This is a genomic window from Pseudomonas sp. TH08 (assembly GCF_016651275.1).
Lineage (GTDB): Bacteria > Pseudomonadota > Gammaproteobacteria > Pseudomonadales > Pseudomonadaceae > Aquipseudomonas.
Map to the genome: position 1 here is coordinate 915,493 of NZ_JAEKEE010000001.1, position 16,206 is coordinate 931,698.

Consider the following 16,206-nt stretch of genomic DNA (forward strand, 5'->3'; position numbering starts at 1 on the left):
TGAGACAATTCCTTTAGCGTTACAGGCGATTCGCGGGTTGCGATCTCGCTTCGATGGGAGTGACCTTACCAGCTGATTTATATATCTATAAATCATATTTATTCATTTGGTTATACGATTAAGAGATATACGAATCGCGTTTTTCCGGACGAAAAAAAGGCCGTCGAAACGGCCCGAAATCCCCTGCTTAGTGGTTCTGTAGTGACTGGACTAATGCCATCGCGAGCAGGCTCACTCCTACAGGGCAATGCATTTCAAATGTAGGAGTGAGCCTGCTCGCGATGGCGGTGGTGGCTACACCGAGAAACTTTACTTGTTCGGCTGCGGCGTCAGGCGCAGGTATGGCTTCACGGCGCGATAGCCCTTCGGAAAGCGCTTCTTGATCTCTTCCTCGTCCTTGAGTGACGGCACGATCACCACCTCGTCACCGTCCTGCCAGTTGGCCGGCGTGGCCACTTTGTAGTTATCGGTGAGTTGCAGCGAATCGATCACCCGCAGAATCTCGTGGAAGTTGCGTCCGGTGCTCGCTGGATAAGTAATGGTCAGGCGAATCTTCTTGTTCGGATCAATCACGAACAGCGAACGCACGGTCAGCGTGTCGTTGGCATTGGGGTGGATCAGATCGTACAGATCCGAGACCTTGCGATCGGCATCGGCCAGGATCGGGAAGTTGACGAGGGTGTTCTGGGTTTCGTTGATGTCTTCTATCCATTTGTGGTGCGAGTCCACCGGGTCGACCGACAGCGCGATGGCTTTGACGCCGCGCTTGCTGAACTCGTCCTTGAGCTTGGCGGTGAAGCCCAGTTCGGTGGTGCACACCGGGGTGAAGTCCGCCGGGTGGGAAAACAGCACGCCCCAGCTATCGCCCAGCCACTCGTGGAAACGAATCTTGCCGGCGCTGGAATCCTGTTCGAAGTCGGGGGCGATGTCGCCGAGTCTGAGGCTCATGGTGCTGCTCCTGATGAGTTGTTGGAGACCTCAACTGTAGCTTGGGATTTAGCGTCATGAAAAAGAATAAATAATGAGATATTTAGATCTCAAAGGAATATTAAACATCTGTTCACTGGACGCTCGCCGCCATCGCGACGAACATCGGCCGCAAGGTTCGAGAAGGCCTTGAGTTGCTGCAAAGAGGGAAATTCGGGGAGGACTTACGGGGGTGAGTCTGACTCGGAAACGCAAAGCCCCGTCCGGCGCGATGCCGGACGGGGCTTTTTTACATCAGGTGCAGGAGCGCGCTATTACAGCAGCGGGATCGAGTAGCTGACGATCAGGCGGTTTTCATCCTGGTCACGTTGACCTGGGATGTCGTTGCGCCAGGTAGCGTTTTTCCACATGAAGCCGAGGTTTTTCGCCGGGCCTTCTGGAATCACGTAACCGATAGTCAGGTCGCGTTCCCACTCGGAGCGGCCGTTGCCGTTCTCTGCGAATGGACGAGTACCGGAAACGGTGTCGATGTTGTCGCCACGCAGGTAAACCATACCGGCGGTCAGGCCTGGAAGGCCGACTTTGGCGAAGTCATACGAGTAGCGTGCTTGCCAGGTACGCTCGCCGGCACGGCCGAACTTCTGGATCTGCATGTCAGTGATGGTGCCGTTGGACGAACCGTCACCCTGGTTCAGCCAAGGGAAGTCGCTGCTACCGTTGGAAACCTGGTAGCCGCCACCGAAGGTGTGACCTGCAACGGTGTACAGGAACAAGCCGCTGTACAGGTTGTTGTCGACCTTGCCTTTACCGCTAGCCTGACCGGTGTAGTTACCGTTGCTGTAATAGGCCGGAGTGTTGGAGTTGGCACCATCATCCGAGCTGTTGAAGTAGCGCAGGTCGGACTTCAATACGCCCGGGCCGATTGCCCAGTTGTGAACCAGACCCAGGAAGTGCTGCTTGTAGAAGTCTTCCAGGTTGCCGTAGTAGTACTGGGCAGTCAGGTCTTTGGTGATCTTGTAGTCACCACCGGCGTAGATGAACTTGTTGCTGTTGGCGACGCGAGCGTTGGCACCGCCGATCGACAGCTGCTCTTCGTTGCTCGAGTTACGACCTTTCACGTGCTCGACTTGACCACCGACCAGAGTCAGGTCCTTGATCTCGCCGGAAGTGATCTGGCCACCCTGCCAGGTTTGTGGCAGCAGACGACCGTCGTTGGTGACGATGACCGGGTTCTTCGGCTGCAGAGTACCCAGCTTCAGTTCGGTCTGGGAGATCTTGGCCTTGGCAGTCAGACCCAGGCTCGAGAAGTTATCAACAGCTTCGCCGTTGGACTTGCTCGGGAACACAGTGCCGCCGTAGGAAGTCGAGGTAGCACCGTTGGTGCCGCCGCCCGAATCCAGCTTGACGCCCAGCAGGCCGATCGCGTCGATACCGAAGCCGACGGTGCCTTGGGTGTAACCGGAGATGAAGCGCAGATCGAAGCCTTGGCCCCATTCTTCGTTCTTGCTCTGCACGCCCGAAGCGGTTTTGGCAGCGCTGTCGCGGTTGTCGGTGTTGATGTAGAAGTTACGCAGGCCCAAGGTGGCCTTGCTGTCTTCGATGAAACCGGCGGCGCCTGCCTGCTGCGCCATAACCCCTACGGCCACAGCCAGGGCCAAGGTGGACTTGTTCATGTAAAGCTCCTCTCGTTTCTAATTTTTGTGTTTCTGGCCCTGGGTCTGTTGCCCTGGATCCGAGATGCGCGATTAGCGCCAGTTCGTGACTGACAAGTCAATCGTAACCTTGTGTGTCTACGACCAAGGTCTAATCGCAGTGATTTGGTCCGTGCAGAGTAAAGATTTCCTGATAAACCCAAAAAGAATTTATTCATTCTTTTTCATATCATTTCGGAATATGGCCATTGTTTGGCCAGCTTCGCCGGATTACAGCGTATCGGCGACTAAGCTCATTCCTAAATGGTATTTGTTAGCCTTTTTTTATATCGATTAGCTTTGGCGTAACCCCGAATCGTCAAACCCTATCGAAAAGGCGACGCCATGATGGCCAAACGCGCACTATCTAGTCAATTTGTTACAGTTTGTGTATCAGCACTTATTTCTTTTTCTGCCCACGCCGCCAACCTCACGGTCGGTTATCAAACCGGCATTGACCCAAGCAAAGTCCCGCAGGCCGATGGCGTCTATGAGAAAACCATCGGCGAGAAAATCGACTGGCGCCGCTTCAATAGTGGCCCGGAAGTTGTGACAGCCATTGCATCCGGTGACGTGCAGATCGGCAACCTCGGCTCCAGTCCGCTGGCGGCCGCCGCTTCGCGCAATCTGCCGATCGTCGCGTTCATTGTCTCGGCGCAGATTAATGCCGCCGAAGCACTGGTCGTGCGCAACGGCAGCGGTATCAATACACCGCAGGACCTGGTCGGCAAGACCATCGCCACACCCTTCGTTTCTACCTCCCACTACAGCCTGCTCGGTGCGCTCAAGCACTGGGGCCTGGACACCTCGAAAGTCAAAGTGGTGAACCTGCAACCCGCGGAAATCGCCGCTGCGTGGAAGCGCGGTGATATTGATGGGGCATTTGTCTGGTCGCCGGCTCTGGGCGAAATCCGCAAGACCGGCAAGACCCTTACGGACGCTGCGCAGGTCGGTCAGTGGGGTGCGCCCACCTTTGAAGTCTGGGTCGCCCGTAAAGACTTCGCCGAGAAGCATCCTGACGTTGTAGCCAAATTTGCCAAGGTCACTCTAGACGCGTTTGCCGATTACGCCAGCCATAAAGACAGCTGGACGGCAGACTCCGAGCCTGTGCAGAAAATCGCCAAACTGACCGGTGCCAATGCCGCCGACGTGCCGGAATTACTCGCAGGCTCAGCGTTCCCGGATGCCAAGGCACAGCAGACCACTGCGCTGCTGGACGGCGGCACAGCGAAGGCAATTGGCGAGACGGCGAAGTTTTTGAAGGAGCAAGGCAAGGTTGAAACGGTGCTGCCGGATTACTCGCCGTACGTCAGCGCGAAATTCATCACCGAATAATTGCGAAATCCATCACTGGCTGAATGAAACCTGTGGCGAGGGGATTTATCCCCGATGGGGCGCGCAGCAGTCCCAAAAGCGGGGCCGCTGCGCGCCCCATCATCGGGGATAAATCCCCTCGCCACAAAAGCGCCTCACCTGTCTTCAGAGGGTCTTTTCGAAGATTTTCGAGTTGCGCTGATAGTTGTACAGCGACGCCCGCGCCGCCGGCATACGCTCGACGCTGCTCGGCTCGAATCCACGTTCGCGGAACCAGTGCGCAGTGCGGGTGGTGAGGACGAATAGCGTCTTCAAGCCCTGCGCGCGGGCGCGGGTCTCGATGCGTTCCAGCAGTTCATCACCGCGACCACCATGGCGATACTCCGGATTCACCGCCAGGCACGCCAGCTCACCGGCATCCGAATCGGCAATCTGGTACAGCGCCGCACAGGCGATGATCATGCCTTCGCGCTCGACCACGCTGAACTGCTCGATCTCGCGCTCCAGCACTTCGCGCGAACGCCGCACCAGAATCCCCTGCTCTTCCAGCGGGCTGATCAAGTCGAGCAAGCCGCCGACATCTTCAATCGCCGCCTCGCGTACCAGTTCGAATTGCTCTTGTGCCACCAGCGTACCGCCACCGTCACGGGTGAACAGCTCGGTCAGCAGCGCGCCGTCTTCGGCGTAGCTGACGATGTGGCTGCGCGCCACACCGCCACGGCAGGCTTCAGCCGCTGCATCCAGCAACTCCGCTTGATAGTTGCTGCTGCCCAGACGCTGCAAATGCGCCGGCACTTGTTGCGGACGCAATTCACGCACCAGTTTGCCGTTCTCGTCGATCAGACCGAGGTCGGCGCCGAACAGCAGTAGCTTGTCGGCGCCCAGGTCGATAGCGGCGCGGGTGGCGACGTCTTCGCAAGCGAGGTTGAAGATTTCCCCGGTCGGCGAGTAGCCCAGCGGCGACAGCAAAACGATCGAACGCTCATCGAGCAGACGATTGATGCCTTTGCGGTCGACCCGGCGTACTTCGCCGGTGTGATGGTAATCAACGCCTTCGAGCACGCCGATTGGCCGCGCCGTGACCAGATTGCCGCTGGCCACGCGCAGGCGCGAGCCCTGCATCGGCGACGAGGCCATGTCCATCGACAGCCGTGCCTCGATGGCGATGCGCAACTGGCCGACCGCGTCGATCACACACTCCAGCGTTGCCGCATCGGTGATGCGCATGCCGTGATGGTAATGCGGGGTCAGGCCGCGAGCGGCGAGGCGGGTTTCAATCTGCGGGCGCGAACCGTGCACCAGCACCAGGCGCACGCCGAGGCTGTGCAGCAAGACGAGGTCGTGGACGATGTTGCCGAAATTCGGATGCTCCACGCCGTCGCCGGGCAGCATGACGACGAAGGTGCAATCGCGGTGGGCATTGATGTAAGGGGACGCGTGACGAAGCCAATTAACGTATTCGGGCATGAACCTGGGCCTGTAATAAATAGCAGCCGAAAAAAGGGCGAAACGAAAAACGCACAGCGGGCTGATGGTTATCGTCGGAACAGGCTTGGCGACACGCGCGCTCTCCTCATGAATACGGGTTGGAATGCTGGCAATTTACAGCGTTTGATCGGATAAGCCACATACCCCCTGTGGGAGCGAGCCTGCTCGCGAAAACGGTGTATCAGTCGACATTAGGCATCTGAAATGACGCTTTCGCGAGCAGGCTCGCTCCCACAGGGGGACATCATGTTTTGTCCGGGCTCAGACAGTAATGTTCAATCAGTTGCCGTAATAGATGCACGGTAGGCTGCAAACGTGACATTTCAAGGTACTCGCCGGGCTGGTGCGCACAGGCAATGTCGCCGGGGCCGAGGACAATGGTTTCGCAGCCAAGGCGCTGAAGATAAGGCGCTTCAGTGCCGAACGCTACCGCTTCAGCCATGTGGCCGGTGAGTTTTTCCGCTATCCGTACCAGTTCGGCGTCTTCGGACTGCTCGAACGGTGGCACTTCCGGGAACAACGGTTTGTAATCGATCTTCACCTGATGCCGTTCGGCAACCGGGTTGAGCTTGCGCAGGATTTCCGCGCGGAGGACTTTCGGGGCCATGCCCGGCAATGGCCGCAGGTCGAACTCCAGCGAACACTGACCGCAGATGCGGTTGGGGTTGTCGCCGCCATGGATGCAACCGAAGTTCATCGTCGGTTGCGGCACGCTGAATTGCGGGTTGTTGAACTCACGCTGCCATAACAGGCGCAGACCGCGAAGTTCGCCAATGGCATCGTGCATTGCTTCGAGGGCGCTATGGCCCAGGCGCGGATCCGACGAGTGGCCGCTCTGCCCGAGGATGTCGATGCGCTCCATCATGATGCCTTTGTGCATGCGGATCGGCTTGAGCCCGGTCGGCTCGCCAATCACCGCCGCGCGACCCAACGGACGCCCGGCCTCGGCCAGCGCCCGGGCGCCGGACATCGAGCTTTCTTCATCGCACGTGGCAAGAATCAGCAGCGGTTGCTTGAAGGGCTGATCGAGCAGCGGCAACACAGCCTCGATGATCAGGGCAAAAAAACCCTTCATGTCACAACTGCCCAGCCCGACCCAGCGCCCATCGACTTCGGTGAGTTTCAGCGGATCGGTCTGCCATAACGCATCGTCGTACGGCACCGTGTCGCTGTGCCCGGCCAGCACCAGCCCGCCGGGGCCGCTGCCAAAGCTGGCGAGCAGGTTGAATTTGCCGGGGCTGACCTGCTGGATGTCGCAACTGAAGCCCAGATCGCCGAGCCAGCCTGCGAGCAAATCGATCACCGCCCGGTTGGACTGATCCAGGCTCGGTTGGGTACAGCTGACCGACGGCGCGGCAATCAGCGCGACGAACTGGTCTTGCATGGACGGCAAAGGCATCGCTGACTCCCACTCCCGATTTGAAGTCCATCATAGAGCCATCCGGCGTCAGGAATAAACCGCCGCAGGGCGTAGGACGAATCAGTCCTGTACACTGCACGGCCTTGGCAGCCACACATTCCCCCGGCTGCGCTCCCGATCCTGGATTTTCCGGCCATGCAGAAAGAAACCGAAATCAAACTCCGCGTCAGCCGCGAAACCCTCGCCGCTCTGCGCGAGCACCCGTTACTGAAAAAACGCAACAAAAGTGGCTGGGAACGCCGTGAGTTGATGAATCAGTACTTCGACACGCCCGAGCGCGATCTGGCCCAGGCCAAAGTTGCCCTGCGCCTGCGCAAGGATGGCGACGAGGTGATTCAGACCCTCAAGACCCGTGGCCAGAGCGTCGCCGGGCTGTCCGAACGTAATGAATACGACTGGAAGTTGCCGAAAGCCAAGCTCGACGTAAAGAAACTCGACGGCGAATGCTGGCCCGAGTCGCTGGCCGAGCTGGACAAGAAAACCCTCAAGCCGATCTTCACCACCGATTTCGTTCGCGAGCGCGCCGAAATCGCCTGGGGCCGTGGCAAGACCAAAGTGGTCATCGAAGCAGCGCTGGACCTGGGTCATGTAGTGGTCGGCAAACAGAAAGAAGAAATCTGCGAGCTGGAACTGGAACTGCGCGAGGGCGAGCCTGCCGCGCTGCTGGAGCTGGCCGCTGAACTGGCCGAAACCCTGGCGCTGATGCCGTGCGACATCAGCAAGGCTGAGCGCGGCTATCGTCTGTACGACGCCAACAGCTACTCGCTGAGCCTGCCAGCGCCTGAGCTGACCCCGGAAACTCAACTCGACGACGCTTTCGCTGCGCTGAGCTGGCACTTGCTTGGCAGCAGCCAGCGTCTGGCTGAGCAATACCGTTTCAACGGCCACTGGCGCCTGTTGCTCGACTGGGTTGAAAACCTCGCGGAAATGCGCGCCCTGCTCAGCAGCCTCGGCCAGGCTGCACCGCGTCAGGCGACGCACGACCTGCGCGTGGCCCTCGATGCCTTGCTGGAAGACTGGCGCCCGCTGGTGCAGGCCGGTATCGAAGACGAAGACGTACGCAAAGCCGCGCCGGAGCAATTCCTCGAAGAACTCGAAGACCCGCGCTGGGGCCTGTTCTCGCTGACCACGTCGCGCTGGTTGCTGGCCCGCACATGGACCGCTGACCGTAACGTGCGGGGCAACCGTCAGGGTGGCGCGCAATTGCACAGCTGGTTGCCGCGCACATTGGGCGAAGAAGCGACTGCCCTGCAATTGCAGCGTTATCAGCAGCAGCCAGAAGATCTGGCTGAACAACTGCCGCGTATCGAGCGCATTCAGGTCTGGCTGCACCACGCGCGTAACGTGCTGGAGATCCCGGAAATGGATCGTCTGTACGGCGAGCTGAACAAGTTGGCACAGTTGGCCAACGAGCCGACGATCACTGACGAACTGCTCGATGCGCGCAAGCAGCAGGCAATTGCGGTTTACCAGAACCGTGCCTGGAAAATGCTGCTGCGCATGTAATTACCCTGTGGCGAGGGGATTTATCCCCGTTGGGGCGCGCAGCGGCCCTGCTTTTATTGAAGAGCTGGGGCTGCTTCGCAGCCCAACGGGGATAAATCCCCTCGCCACAAAGGCCAGCCGCACTAAACCGGGAGGCTGGTGGTGGATTTGATCTCCGACAGCGCCACAATCGAGTTCACTTCCTGTATCCCCGGCACCAGCGAGAGTTTCTCGAAGAAGAACCGCTCATACGCCTCGATGTCCGCCGCGACAATGCGCAACAGAAAATCCACCGCGCCCATCAGCACATAACACTCCAGCACTTCCGGGAACCCGCGAATCGCCTCGGTGAACTCTGTGAAGTTCGAGCGCCCGTGCGCATTGAGTTTGATCTCGGCAAAGATTTGCGTATTCAGGCCAATCTTCTTGCGATCAAGCAAGGTCACTTGCCCGCGAATGATGCCCTCCTCCTTCATCCGCTGAATCCGCCGCCAGCAAGGCGATTGCGACAGGCCGACCTGTTCGGCGATCTGCGCGCTCGACAGCGAAGCGTCCTCTTGCAGCAGGGCGAGAATCCTGCGGTCGTAGCTGTCCAGTTCACTGTGCATAAAAAAACCTCTAATCAAACACCTTGCGAATCAATCCATTCGATCAACCGCCAATAACGCCGATCATAGCCAAGAAATACCCCGCATCGAATGTAAAAATTCCTCCAGTGATTTTGGAGACTTCTTATGCCGCATCTCGAAGCCGTGAACAGCGCGCCAACCCGCGCCGATGTCTGGAACGTCAGCAATGCCCACTGCCTGGCGCAGTATCAGATTCTTGCCGAGGCCGAGCCGGACTTGCTGGTGCGGGTGCTCAACCTGTTCGCGCTGCAGTTCCTCACGCCCGAACAGGTCAACGTGCAACGGCTGGACGATCTGCTGTCGATCGACTTGGTCATGGGCGGCTTGAGCTGGCACCGCGCGCAAGTGATCGCGGAAAAACTTCGTAACCTGATCAGCGTCTGCTCGGTGAATCTGCAAAATGCCGACAGCGCCTGGGCCGCGCCAGCGCAAGCGGCCGGCTGACAAATCCGGCAACGGCTTCGTCGGGTAGTGGCCCAACGGTCTGCCCGCCCACGACTATCCTTTTGCGCAATGTCGCTTAAAAGGAAGCCCGCATGTCCGTTCAACTCGTCACTCAGGACCGCTGGCTGGAACTCAACGATGTGTTGCGAGAACTGGTCGCCCAAGGCTTTATCGGTCAGGACGCGGCGGAACAGGCGCTGAATGCCCGGCGCCGCCACGCCGCCCACGGTCAGATGCATCCGCTGGAATTTATCGCCAGCCAGCAACTCGACGACCTCAGTCGCCCAGGCAAACACCTCGACCTGGAAAGCCTGACTCTGTGGCTGGCGCAGCAGGCCGGCCAGGCGTATTTGCGCATCGATCCGCTAAAGATCAACGTTGCCGCCATCACTCCGTTGATGTCCTACGCCTTTGCCCAACGGCACAAGATTCTCGCCGTGGCGGTCGACCGCGATGCGGTCACCGTGGCCAGCGCCCAGCCCTATGTCACGGGATGGGAAGCCGATCTGACTCACGTCTTGAAGCTGCCGATCAAACGGGTGGTGGCCAACCCGGCGGACATCCAGCGCTTCAGCGTCGAGTTCTTTCGACTGGCGAAATCGGTCAGCGGCGCCAGCAATGCCGACACCCAGAGCGGCAACCTCGGCAACTTCGAACAGTTGCTCAACCTCGGCGCCAGCGATCAGGAGCCGGACGCCAACGACGCGCACATCGTCAACATCGTCGATTGGCTCTTCCAGTACGCCTTCCAGCAGCGCGCCAGCGATATCCACATCGAACCTCGGCGTGAGCAAGGCACCGTGCGCTTTCGCATCGACGGCGTGCTGCACAACGTCTATCAATTCCCGCCGCAGGTGACCATGGCGATTGTCAGCCGCCTGAAAAGCCTCGGGCGGATGAACGTCGCCGAAAAACGCAAACCCCAGGATGGCCGGGTCAAGACCAAGACCCCGGACGGCGGTGAGGTCGAGTTGCGTCTTTCAACGCTGCCTACTGCGTTCGGCGAAAAAATGGTCATGCGGATTTTTGACCCGGAAGTGTTGCTCAAGGATTTCGATCAACTGGGCTTCAGCGCCGACGACCTGCGGCGCTGGCAAGACATGACCCGCCAGCCCAACGGGATCATTCTGGTCACCGGGCCGACTGGTTCGGGCAAGACCACCACGCTGTACACCACGCTGAAAAAACTGGCGACGCCGGAGGTCAACCTCTGCACCATCGAAGACCCGATCGAAATGGTCGAACCGGCGTTCAATCAGATGCAGGTCCAGCACAACATCGACCTGAGCTTTGCCGCCGGGGTGCGCGCACTGATGCGACAAGACCCGGACATCATCATGATTGGCGAGATCCGTGACCTCGAAACCGCCGAAATGGCCATTCAGGCGGCGCTCACCGGGCATCTGGTGTTGTCGACCCTGCACACCAACGACGCCCCCAGTGCGATCAGTCGCCTGCTCGAACTCGGCGTGCCGCATTACCTGATCAAAGCCACCGTGCTCGGGGTCATGGCCCAGCGTCTGGTGCGCACCTTGTGCCCGCACTGCAAAGTACCGCTGGCGCTGGAGGAAGAAGATTGGCAAACCCTGACCCGCCCCTGGCAAGCGCCATTGCCGGGCAATGCGCAACGGGCCATCGGTTGCGTGGAATGCCGCGACACCGGTTATCACGGTCGCGCCGGGGTGTACGAAATCATGCAACTGAGCGACAGCCTCAAGGCATTCATCACCCCCGACACCGACCTCACGGCGATCCGTCGTCAGGCTTTCAAGGAAGGTATGCGCAGCCTGCGCCTGTCCGGCGCGCAGAAAGTCGCAGCGGGGCTGACGACGGTTGAGGAGGTGCTGCGAGTGACGCCGCAGAGCGAGCAGAAATGAGCAAATTGCCATCAATCAGTTCTTAACCCCGGGCCACGCCGTTACACTTGCACCACTGATCTATCCAACAAGGAATCGTTATGCAGACCGGAAGTGTACTTTTACTGTTTGTGGCCCTGGCCGTCGCCATCCTGTTCATGGGCTTCAAAGTCGTGCCGCAAGGGTTCGAGTGGACGGTCGAGCGCTTCGGTCGCTACACCAACACCCTCAAGCCTGGGCTGAACATCATCATTCCGGTGATGGACCGGATCGGGCGCAAGATCAACGTGATGGAAAGCGTGCTGGATATCCCGCCGCAGGAAGTCATCACCGCCGACAACGCTACGGTGCAGATCGATGCGGTGTGCTTTTTCCAGGTAGTGAACACCGCCCAGGCAGCGTACGAGGTGAACAACCTTGAGCACGCCATTCGTAATCTGCTGCAAACCAACATCCGCACCGTGCTCGGCTCGATGGAACTCGATGCGATGCTCAGCCAGCGTGACAACATCAACGAACGTCTGCTGCGCACCGTCGACGAAGCCACCGCGCCGTGGGGCATCAAGATCACCCGGATCGAAATCAAGGACATCAGCCCGCCTGCCGATCTGATGGCGGCGATGTCCGGGCAGATGAAAGCCGAGCGGATCAAACGCGCGCAAATCCTCGAAGCCGAAGGCCTGCGCGCCTCGGCGATCCTCACCGCCGAGGGCAAGAAGCAGGCACAGATTCTCGAAGCCGAAGGTAGTCGTCAGGCCGCATTCCTCGAGTCGGAAGCCCGTGAGCGTCAGGCCGAAGCCGAAGCTCAGGCGACCAAAGTGGTGTCCGAGGCCATCGCTGGCGGTAACGTTCAGGCGGTCAACTATTTCGTTGCACAGAAATACATCGACGCGCTGGGCAAACTGGCGTCGGCCAACAACAGCAAAGTGATCCTGATGCCGCTGGAAGCCAGTTCGATGATCGGCGCCGTGGGCGGGATCGGCGAAATCGTCAAGGCGACCTTCGACGGCAAGAAGGCCTGAGTCATGCCAACCGAACTGTTCACCTTCTGGAGTTGGCTGGGGCTGGGCACCATGTTGCTGATCCTCGAAGTGTTCGGGGCGGGCGGCTACCTGTTGTGGATCGGCATGGCAGCGGCCGCTGTGGGCGTCACTACGTTCGTGTTGCCAACCCTGCCGTGGGAGATTCAACTGCTGCTGTTTGCCGTGTTTTCAATTCTCACGGCGCTGTATTGGTGGCGCCGTCAGCGCACGGCAGTGCGCAGCAGCGATCAACCACTGCTGAACCTGCGCGGTCAGGAATTGATCGGCAAAGTGTTCGTGGTCAGTGAGGCGATTGTCGACGGTCGCGGCAAGATCAAGGTGGCCGATGGCGTGTGGATCGCTCGCGGGCCGGACACAGCGCTCGGCGAACGCGTGCGCGTGACCGGGCAGCAGGGCGCGGTTTTGCTAGTGGAACACGCCGAATAGCCCGGCACGGAACCGGATCGGGAAAATGACGATCCAACGCCATAGTTAACCCCCAGGAGTCACCTAATCATGCGTCTCAAACTTGCTGTCGCCACCCTGGCCTTGCTGTCCCTTCCTGTTGGCTCAGCGATGGCCGACAGCTTTTGGCGTAACGTCATTTCGTCCGGTGCAACCACCGGCTCGACTTACCTGACCTTCAAGGATCACAAGCTGATCGTCGCCGCGCAGGACGATGCCGGCAGCTTCGTCGCCAGTGACGGCGGCATTCGTGGGCCGTATCTGGAAGCGGCGATGCAGAAAGTGCGCGCCGATAACCCGGGCTTGCAGGCGACCGATATGGAATTGGCCAATGCGATTCTGGCGAAGAACGCCGTGGCTTCCGAGTAAGCCTTGCGCCAACAGAAAATGCCGCTCAAATGAGCGGCATTTTTTTGTTCGTTTTTTGATCGCACCGCGCTCCCTTGTAGGAGTGAGCCTGCTCGCGATAGCGGTGTGTCAGGCAATATCTGCGGTGACTTATCGACCGCTATCGCGAGCAGGCTCACTCCTACAAGGGTTCTGTGGAACCTGAAGATCAGCGGTAATCGTCCACCGGGACGCACGCGCAAAACAGATTGCGATCGCCATAGACGTTATCCACCCGATTCACCGCCGGCCAATATTTGTGTGCCTTGGTGTGCGCATCCGGGGTAATGCCTTGCTCGATGCTGTACGGCCGCTCCCACACCCCGGTGACATCCGCGAGGGTATGCGGCGCTCGTTTCAGCGGGTTGTCTTCCGCCGGCCAGTTGCCATTCTGCACCTCGGTGATTTCTGCGCGGATGCTCAGCATCGCGCCGATGAAACGGTCCAGTTCCGCCTTGGACTCACTCTCGGTCGGTTCGACCATCAACGTCCCCGGCACTGGAAATGACATGGTCGGCGCGTGAAAGCCGTAATCCATCAGCCGCTTGGCGACGTCTTCCTCGCTGATCCCGGTCTGCGCTTTCAATGGTCGCAGATCAAGAATGCATTCATGCGCCACCCGCCCATTGCGCCCGGTGTACAGCACCGCAAACGCGCCGGATAAATGCTGCGCCAGATAATTCGCCGCGAGAATCGCCACCTCACTCGCATCGGCCAATTGCGGGCCCATCATGGCGATGTACATCCAGCTGATCGGCAGAATACTCGCACTTCCCCACGGCGCCGCGCTGACCGCGCCGTTCTGCGCGAGCGGCCCGTCAATCGGCACCACCGGGTGATTGGCGACGAACGGCGCAAGGTGCGCGCGAATGCCAATCGGCCCCATGCCCGGCCCGCCACCGCCATGGGGAATGCAGAAGGTCTTGTGCAAATTCATGTGCGAGACATCGGCGCCAATGTCTGCCGGCCGCGCCAGCCCGACTTGCGCATTGAGGTTGGCGCCGTCCATGTACACCTGACCGCCATGCTGGTGGATAACCTCGCAAATCTCGCTGATGCCCTCCTCGTACACACCGTGAGTCGACGGATAGGTCGCCATCAGGCACGACAATTTATCCCCCGCTTCGATGGCTTTCTTCTTCAAGTCCTCCAGATCGACGTTGCCGGCCTCGTCGCATTCCACGATCACCACGCGCATCCCGGCCATCTGTGCCGAGGCCGGGTTGGTGCCGTGGGCCGAGGAGGGAATCAGGCAGATATCGCGCGCGCCCTGCTGACGGCTCTCATGATATTTGCGGATCGCCAGCAGCCCGGCGTACTCGCCCTGAGCGCCGGAGTTGGGTTGCATGCAGATCGCATCGAACCCGGTGATCGCGCACAACCAACGCTCCAGCTCCTCGATCATCAGCGTGTAACCAATGGCCTGCTCGCGAGGCACAAACGGATGCAGGTTGGCGAATTGCGGCCAGGTGATCGGGATCATCTCGCTGGTGGCGTTGAGTTTCATGGTGCAGGAGCCCAGCGGAATCATCGACTGGTTGAGCGCCAGATCCTTGTTCTCCAGTTGCTTGAGGTAACGCAGCATCTCGGTTTCGCTGTGATGGGCGTTGAACACCGGATGCCGCAGATAAGGCGTGTTGCGCTGCAAGTCGTCGGGAATGCCTGAAGCCAGCACTTCAGCATCAAGTTCCGCGACGTTCATTCCATGATCGGCACCTAGCAGCACATCGAACAGCCGCGCGACGGTGTTTTCATCACAGGTTTCGTCGAGGCTCAGACCGACGCGGCCACGGCCGAGAATTCTCAGATTGATCTGCGCACTCTGGGCGCTTTCGATGATCGCGGTTTGCACGCCGCCAACGTCGAGTGTCAGCGTGTCGAAAAACTGTGCGTTGAGCCGTTTGATCCCGCGACGCTCAAGACCCGCCGCCAGAATGCAGGTCAACCGATGCACGCGCTGGGCGATCCGTTTCAGACCTTCCGGGCCGTGGTACACCGCGTAGAAACTGGCAATGTTGGCCAACAGCACTTGCGCCGTGCAGATGTTCGAATTGGCCTTCTCGCGGCGGATATGTTGCTCGCGGGTTTGCAGGGCCATGCGCAACGCGACGTTGCCGCGGGCGTCTTTCGACACGCCGATGATTCTGCCGGGAATCGCCCGTTTGTATTCTTCGCGGCTGGCAAAAAACGCTGCATGCGGGCCGCCATACCCCATCGGCACGCCGAAGCGCTGGGACGAACCGAACACCACATCGGCGCCCAACTCGCCCGGTGGCGTCAGCAACAGCAAACTCAACAAATCCGTGGCGACGCAAGCCAGCGCCTGTTGCGCATGCAAATGGTCGATCAGCGGCCGCAAATCACGGATTTCGCCGTGGGTATCGGGGTATTGCAGCAGCGCGCCGAACACCTGGTGCTGTTTCAAGTTATCCACAGCGTCGACGATCAGCTCGAAACCGAAACCTTCAGCACGGGTTTGCACCACCGAAATGGTTTGCGGATGGCAGTTCTCGTCGACAAAAAACAGATTGCTCTTCGACTTCGCTACACGCTTGGCCAGCGCCATGGCCTCGGCAGCCGCAGTGGCTTCGTCGAGCAACGAAGCGTTGGCCAGCTCCAGGCCGGTGAGGTCGATGGTCAATTGCTGGAAATTCAGCAGCGCTTCGAGCCGCCCCTGGGCGATCTCCGGTTGATAGGGCGTATAGGCGGTGTACCAGCCGGGATTTTCCAGCACATTGCGCAAGATCACCGTCGGCGTCAGGGTGGCGTAGTAGCCCATACCGATCAGGCTGGTCCAAAGCTGATTCTGCTCGGCATACCCACGCAGTTTGGCCAGCGCCGCTGGCTCGTCCAGTGCTGGCGGCAGATCCAGTGCGCGATTGAAGCGGATACCCGGCGGCACGGTTTGCTCGATGAGTTCGACCCGACTGCCGAGGCCAAGGCTGTCGAGCATCGCCTGCTGCTCGGCGGCGTCGGGGCCGAGGTGGCGGCGCAGGAAGGCCTCGGGATCGCGTAACTGGCTCAGGGACGGCAACTGGGACATGACGGGCTCTCTCTTGGCTGGCGCTCGGCGTCAAT

13 protein-coding genes are annotated in these 16,206 nt (G+C 59.6%); 7 read left to right on the plus strand and 6 right to left on the minus strand.

Features of this window, described 5'->3' with window-relative positions:
* Positions 1-309 precede the first annotated feature (309 nt).
* Both JFT91_RS04370 and JFT91_RS04375 read right to left on the minus strand, forming a co-directional pair.
* The gene (locus tag JFT91_RS04370) at positions 310-948 is read right to left on the minus strand and encodes a peroxiredoxin (RefSeq protein ID WP_095186915.1); all 639 of its coding nucleotides are present in this window, start codon (positions 946-948) and stop codon (positions 310-312) included.
* A 293-nt stretch (positions 949-1,241) separates the two neighbouring features.
* Entirely contained in the window at positions 1,242-2,600 is a 1,359-nt protein-coding gene (locus JFT91_RS04375) for an OprD family porin (protein WP_201229111.1), read from the minus strand.
* 363 nt (positions 2,601-2,963) lie between these two features.
* On the opposite strand from JFT91_RS04375, the gene tauA reads away from it, so the two are divergent.
* Positions 2,964-3,953 (plus strand): taurine ABC transporter substrate-binding protein, encoded by a 990-nt coding sequence (gene tauA / locus JFT91_RS04380; RefSeq protein WP_518524855.1) that lies wholly within the window; start codon positions 2,964-2,966, stop codon positions 3,951-3,953.
* Positions 3,954-4,097: 144 nt separating this feature from the next.
* Here the strand turns inward: tauA and argA are convergent, their stop codons facing one another.
* Together argA and argE are read right to left on the minus strand one after the other, a co-directional pair.
* Entirely contained in the window at positions 4,098-5,399 is a 1,302-nt protein-coding gene (gene argA / locus JFT91_RS04385; RefSeq protein ID WP_008085349.1) for an amino-acid N-acetyltransferase, read from the minus strand.
* Positions 5,400-5,664: 265 nt separating this feature from the next.
* Positions 5,665-6,819 carry an acetylornithine deacetylase gene (gene argE / locus JFT91_RS04390; protein ID WP_201231669.1) on the minus strand — a complete coding sequence of 385 codons (1,155 nt, stop codon included), beginning with the start codon at positions 6,817-6,819 and terminating at the stop codon, positions 5,665-5,667.
* Positions 6,820-6,975: 156 nt separating this feature from the next.
* On the opposite strand from argE, the gene JFT91_RS04395 reads away from it, so the two are divergent.
* Positions 6,976-8,346: a CYTH domain-containing protein gene (locus tag JFT91_RS04395; protein ID WP_201231670.1), complete on the plus strand. Its 1,371-nt coding sequence runs from the start codon at positions 6,976-6,978 to the stop codon at positions 8,344-8,346.
* 122 nt (positions 8,347-8,468) lie between these two features.
* Here JFT91_RS04395 and JFT91_RS04400 read toward each other — a convergent pair whose 3' ends face one another.
* Complete coding sequence (locus JFT91_RS04400; protein ID WP_027610503.1) at positions 8,469-8,933, minus strand: Lrp/AsnC family transcriptional regulator; 465 nt, start codon at positions 8,931-8,933, stop codon at positions 8,469-8,471.
* Between the two features lie 126 nt (positions 8,934-9,059).
* On the opposite strand from JFT91_RS04400, the gene JFT91_RS04405 reads away from it, so the two are divergent.
* The 5 genes from JFT91_RS04405 to JFT91_RS04425 all read left to right on the plus strand — a co-directional run bounded on the left by JFT91_RS04405 (position 9,060) and on the right by JFT91_RS04425 (position 13,110).
* A complete protein-coding gene (locus JFT91_RS04405) occupies positions 9,060-9,398 on the plus strand; it encodes an ACT-like domain-containing protein (protein WP_201229117.1) in 339 nt (112 codons plus the stop codon).
* Between the two features lie 92 nt (positions 9,399-9,490).
* Positions 9,491-11,275, plus strand: coding sequence for a type IV pilus assembly ATPase TfpB (tfpB, locus tag JFT91_RS04410; protein WP_201231671.1), 1,785 nt, complete (start codon positions 9,491-9,493; stop codon positions 11,273-11,275).
* 80 nt (positions 11,276-11,355) lie between these two features.
* The gene (locus JFT91_RS04415) at positions 11,356-12,276 is read left to right on the plus strand and encodes an SPFH domain-containing protein (protein ID WP_016983812.1); all 921 of its coding nucleotides are present in this window, start codon (positions 11,356-11,358) and stop codon (positions 12,274-12,276) included.
* A gap of 3 nt (positions 12,277-12,279) precedes the next feature.
* Positions 12,280-12,723 carry an NfeD family protein gene (locus JFT91_RS04420; protein WP_201231672.1) on the plus strand — a complete coding sequence of 148 codons (444 nt, stop codon included), beginning with the start codon at positions 12,280-12,282 and terminating at the stop codon, positions 12,721-12,723.
* A 66-nt stretch (positions 12,724-12,789) separates the two neighbouring features.
* Positions 12,790-13,110 carry a DUF2388 domain-containing protein gene (locus JFT91_RS04425; RefSeq protein ID WP_169843014.1) on the plus strand — a complete coding sequence of 107 codons (321 nt, stop codon included), beginning with the start codon at positions 12,790-12,792 and terminating at the stop codon, positions 13,108-13,110.
* 187 nt (positions 13,111-13,297) lie between these two features.
* On the opposite strand, the gene gcvP is transcribed toward JFT91_RS04425, so the two are convergent.
* Positions 13,298-16,171 carry an aminomethyl-transferring glycine dehydrogenase gene (gcvP, locus tag JFT91_RS04430; RefSeq protein ID WP_201231673.1) on the minus strand — a complete coding sequence of 958 codons (2,874 nt, stop codon included), beginning with the start codon at positions 16,169-16,171 and terminating at the stop codon, positions 13,298-13,300.
* Positions 16,172-16,206: the final 35 nt, after the last annotated feature.

What these genes read in the sequence shown, in the direction of transcription:
- JFT91_RS04405 (WP_201229117.1), top strand. Translation starts at nt 9,060, where the DNA reads ATGCCGCATCTCGAAGCCGTGAACAGCGCGCCAACCCGCGCCGATGTC.
- gcvP (WP_201231673.1), bottom strand. Translation starts at nt 16,171, where the DNA reads ATGTCCCAGTTGCCGTCCCTGAGCCAGTTACGCGATCCCGAGGCCTTC.
- JFT91_RS04400 (WP_027610503.1), bottom strand. Translation starts at nt 8,933, where the DNA reads ATGCACAGTGAACTGGACAGCTACGACCGCAGGATTCTCGCCCTGCTG.
- argA (WP_008085349.1), bottom strand. Translation starts at nt 5,399, where the DNA reads ATGCCCGAATACGTTAATTGGCTTCGTCACGCGTCCCCTTACATCAAT.
- JFT91_RS04395 (WP_201231670.1), top strand. Translation starts at nt 6,976, where the DNA reads ATGCAGAAAGAAACCGAAATCAAACTCCGCGTCAGCCGCGAAACCCTC.
- JFT91_RS04370 (WP_095186915.1), bottom strand. Translation starts at nt 948, where the DNA reads ATGAGCCTCAGACTCGGCGACATCGCCCCCGACTTCGAACAGGATTCC.
- JFT91_RS04420 (WP_201231672.1), top strand. Translation starts at nt 12,280, where the DNA reads ATGCCAACCGAACTGTTCACCTTCTGGAGTTGGCTGGGGCTGGGCACC.
- JFT91_RS04415 (WP_016983812.1), top strand. Translation starts at nt 11,356, where the DNA reads ATGCAGACCGGAAGTGTACTTTTACTGTTTGTGGCCCTGGCCGTCGCC.
- JFT91_RS04375 (WP_201229111.1), bottom strand. Translation starts at nt 2,600, where the DNA reads ATGAACAAGTCCACCTTGGCCCTGGCTGTGGCCGTAGGGGTTATGGCG.
- tauA (WP_518524855.1), top strand. Translation starts at nt 2,964, where the DNA reads ATGATGGCCAAACGCGCACTATCTAGTCAATTTGTTACAGTTTGTGTA.
- argE (WP_201231669.1), bottom strand. Translation starts at nt 6,819, where the DNA reads ATGCCTTTGCCGTCCATGCAAGACCAGTTCGTCGCGCTGATTGCCGCG.
- tfpB (WP_201231671.1), top strand. Translation starts at nt 9,491, where the DNA reads ATGTCCGTTCAACTCGTCACTCAGGACCGCTGGCTGGAACTCAACGAT.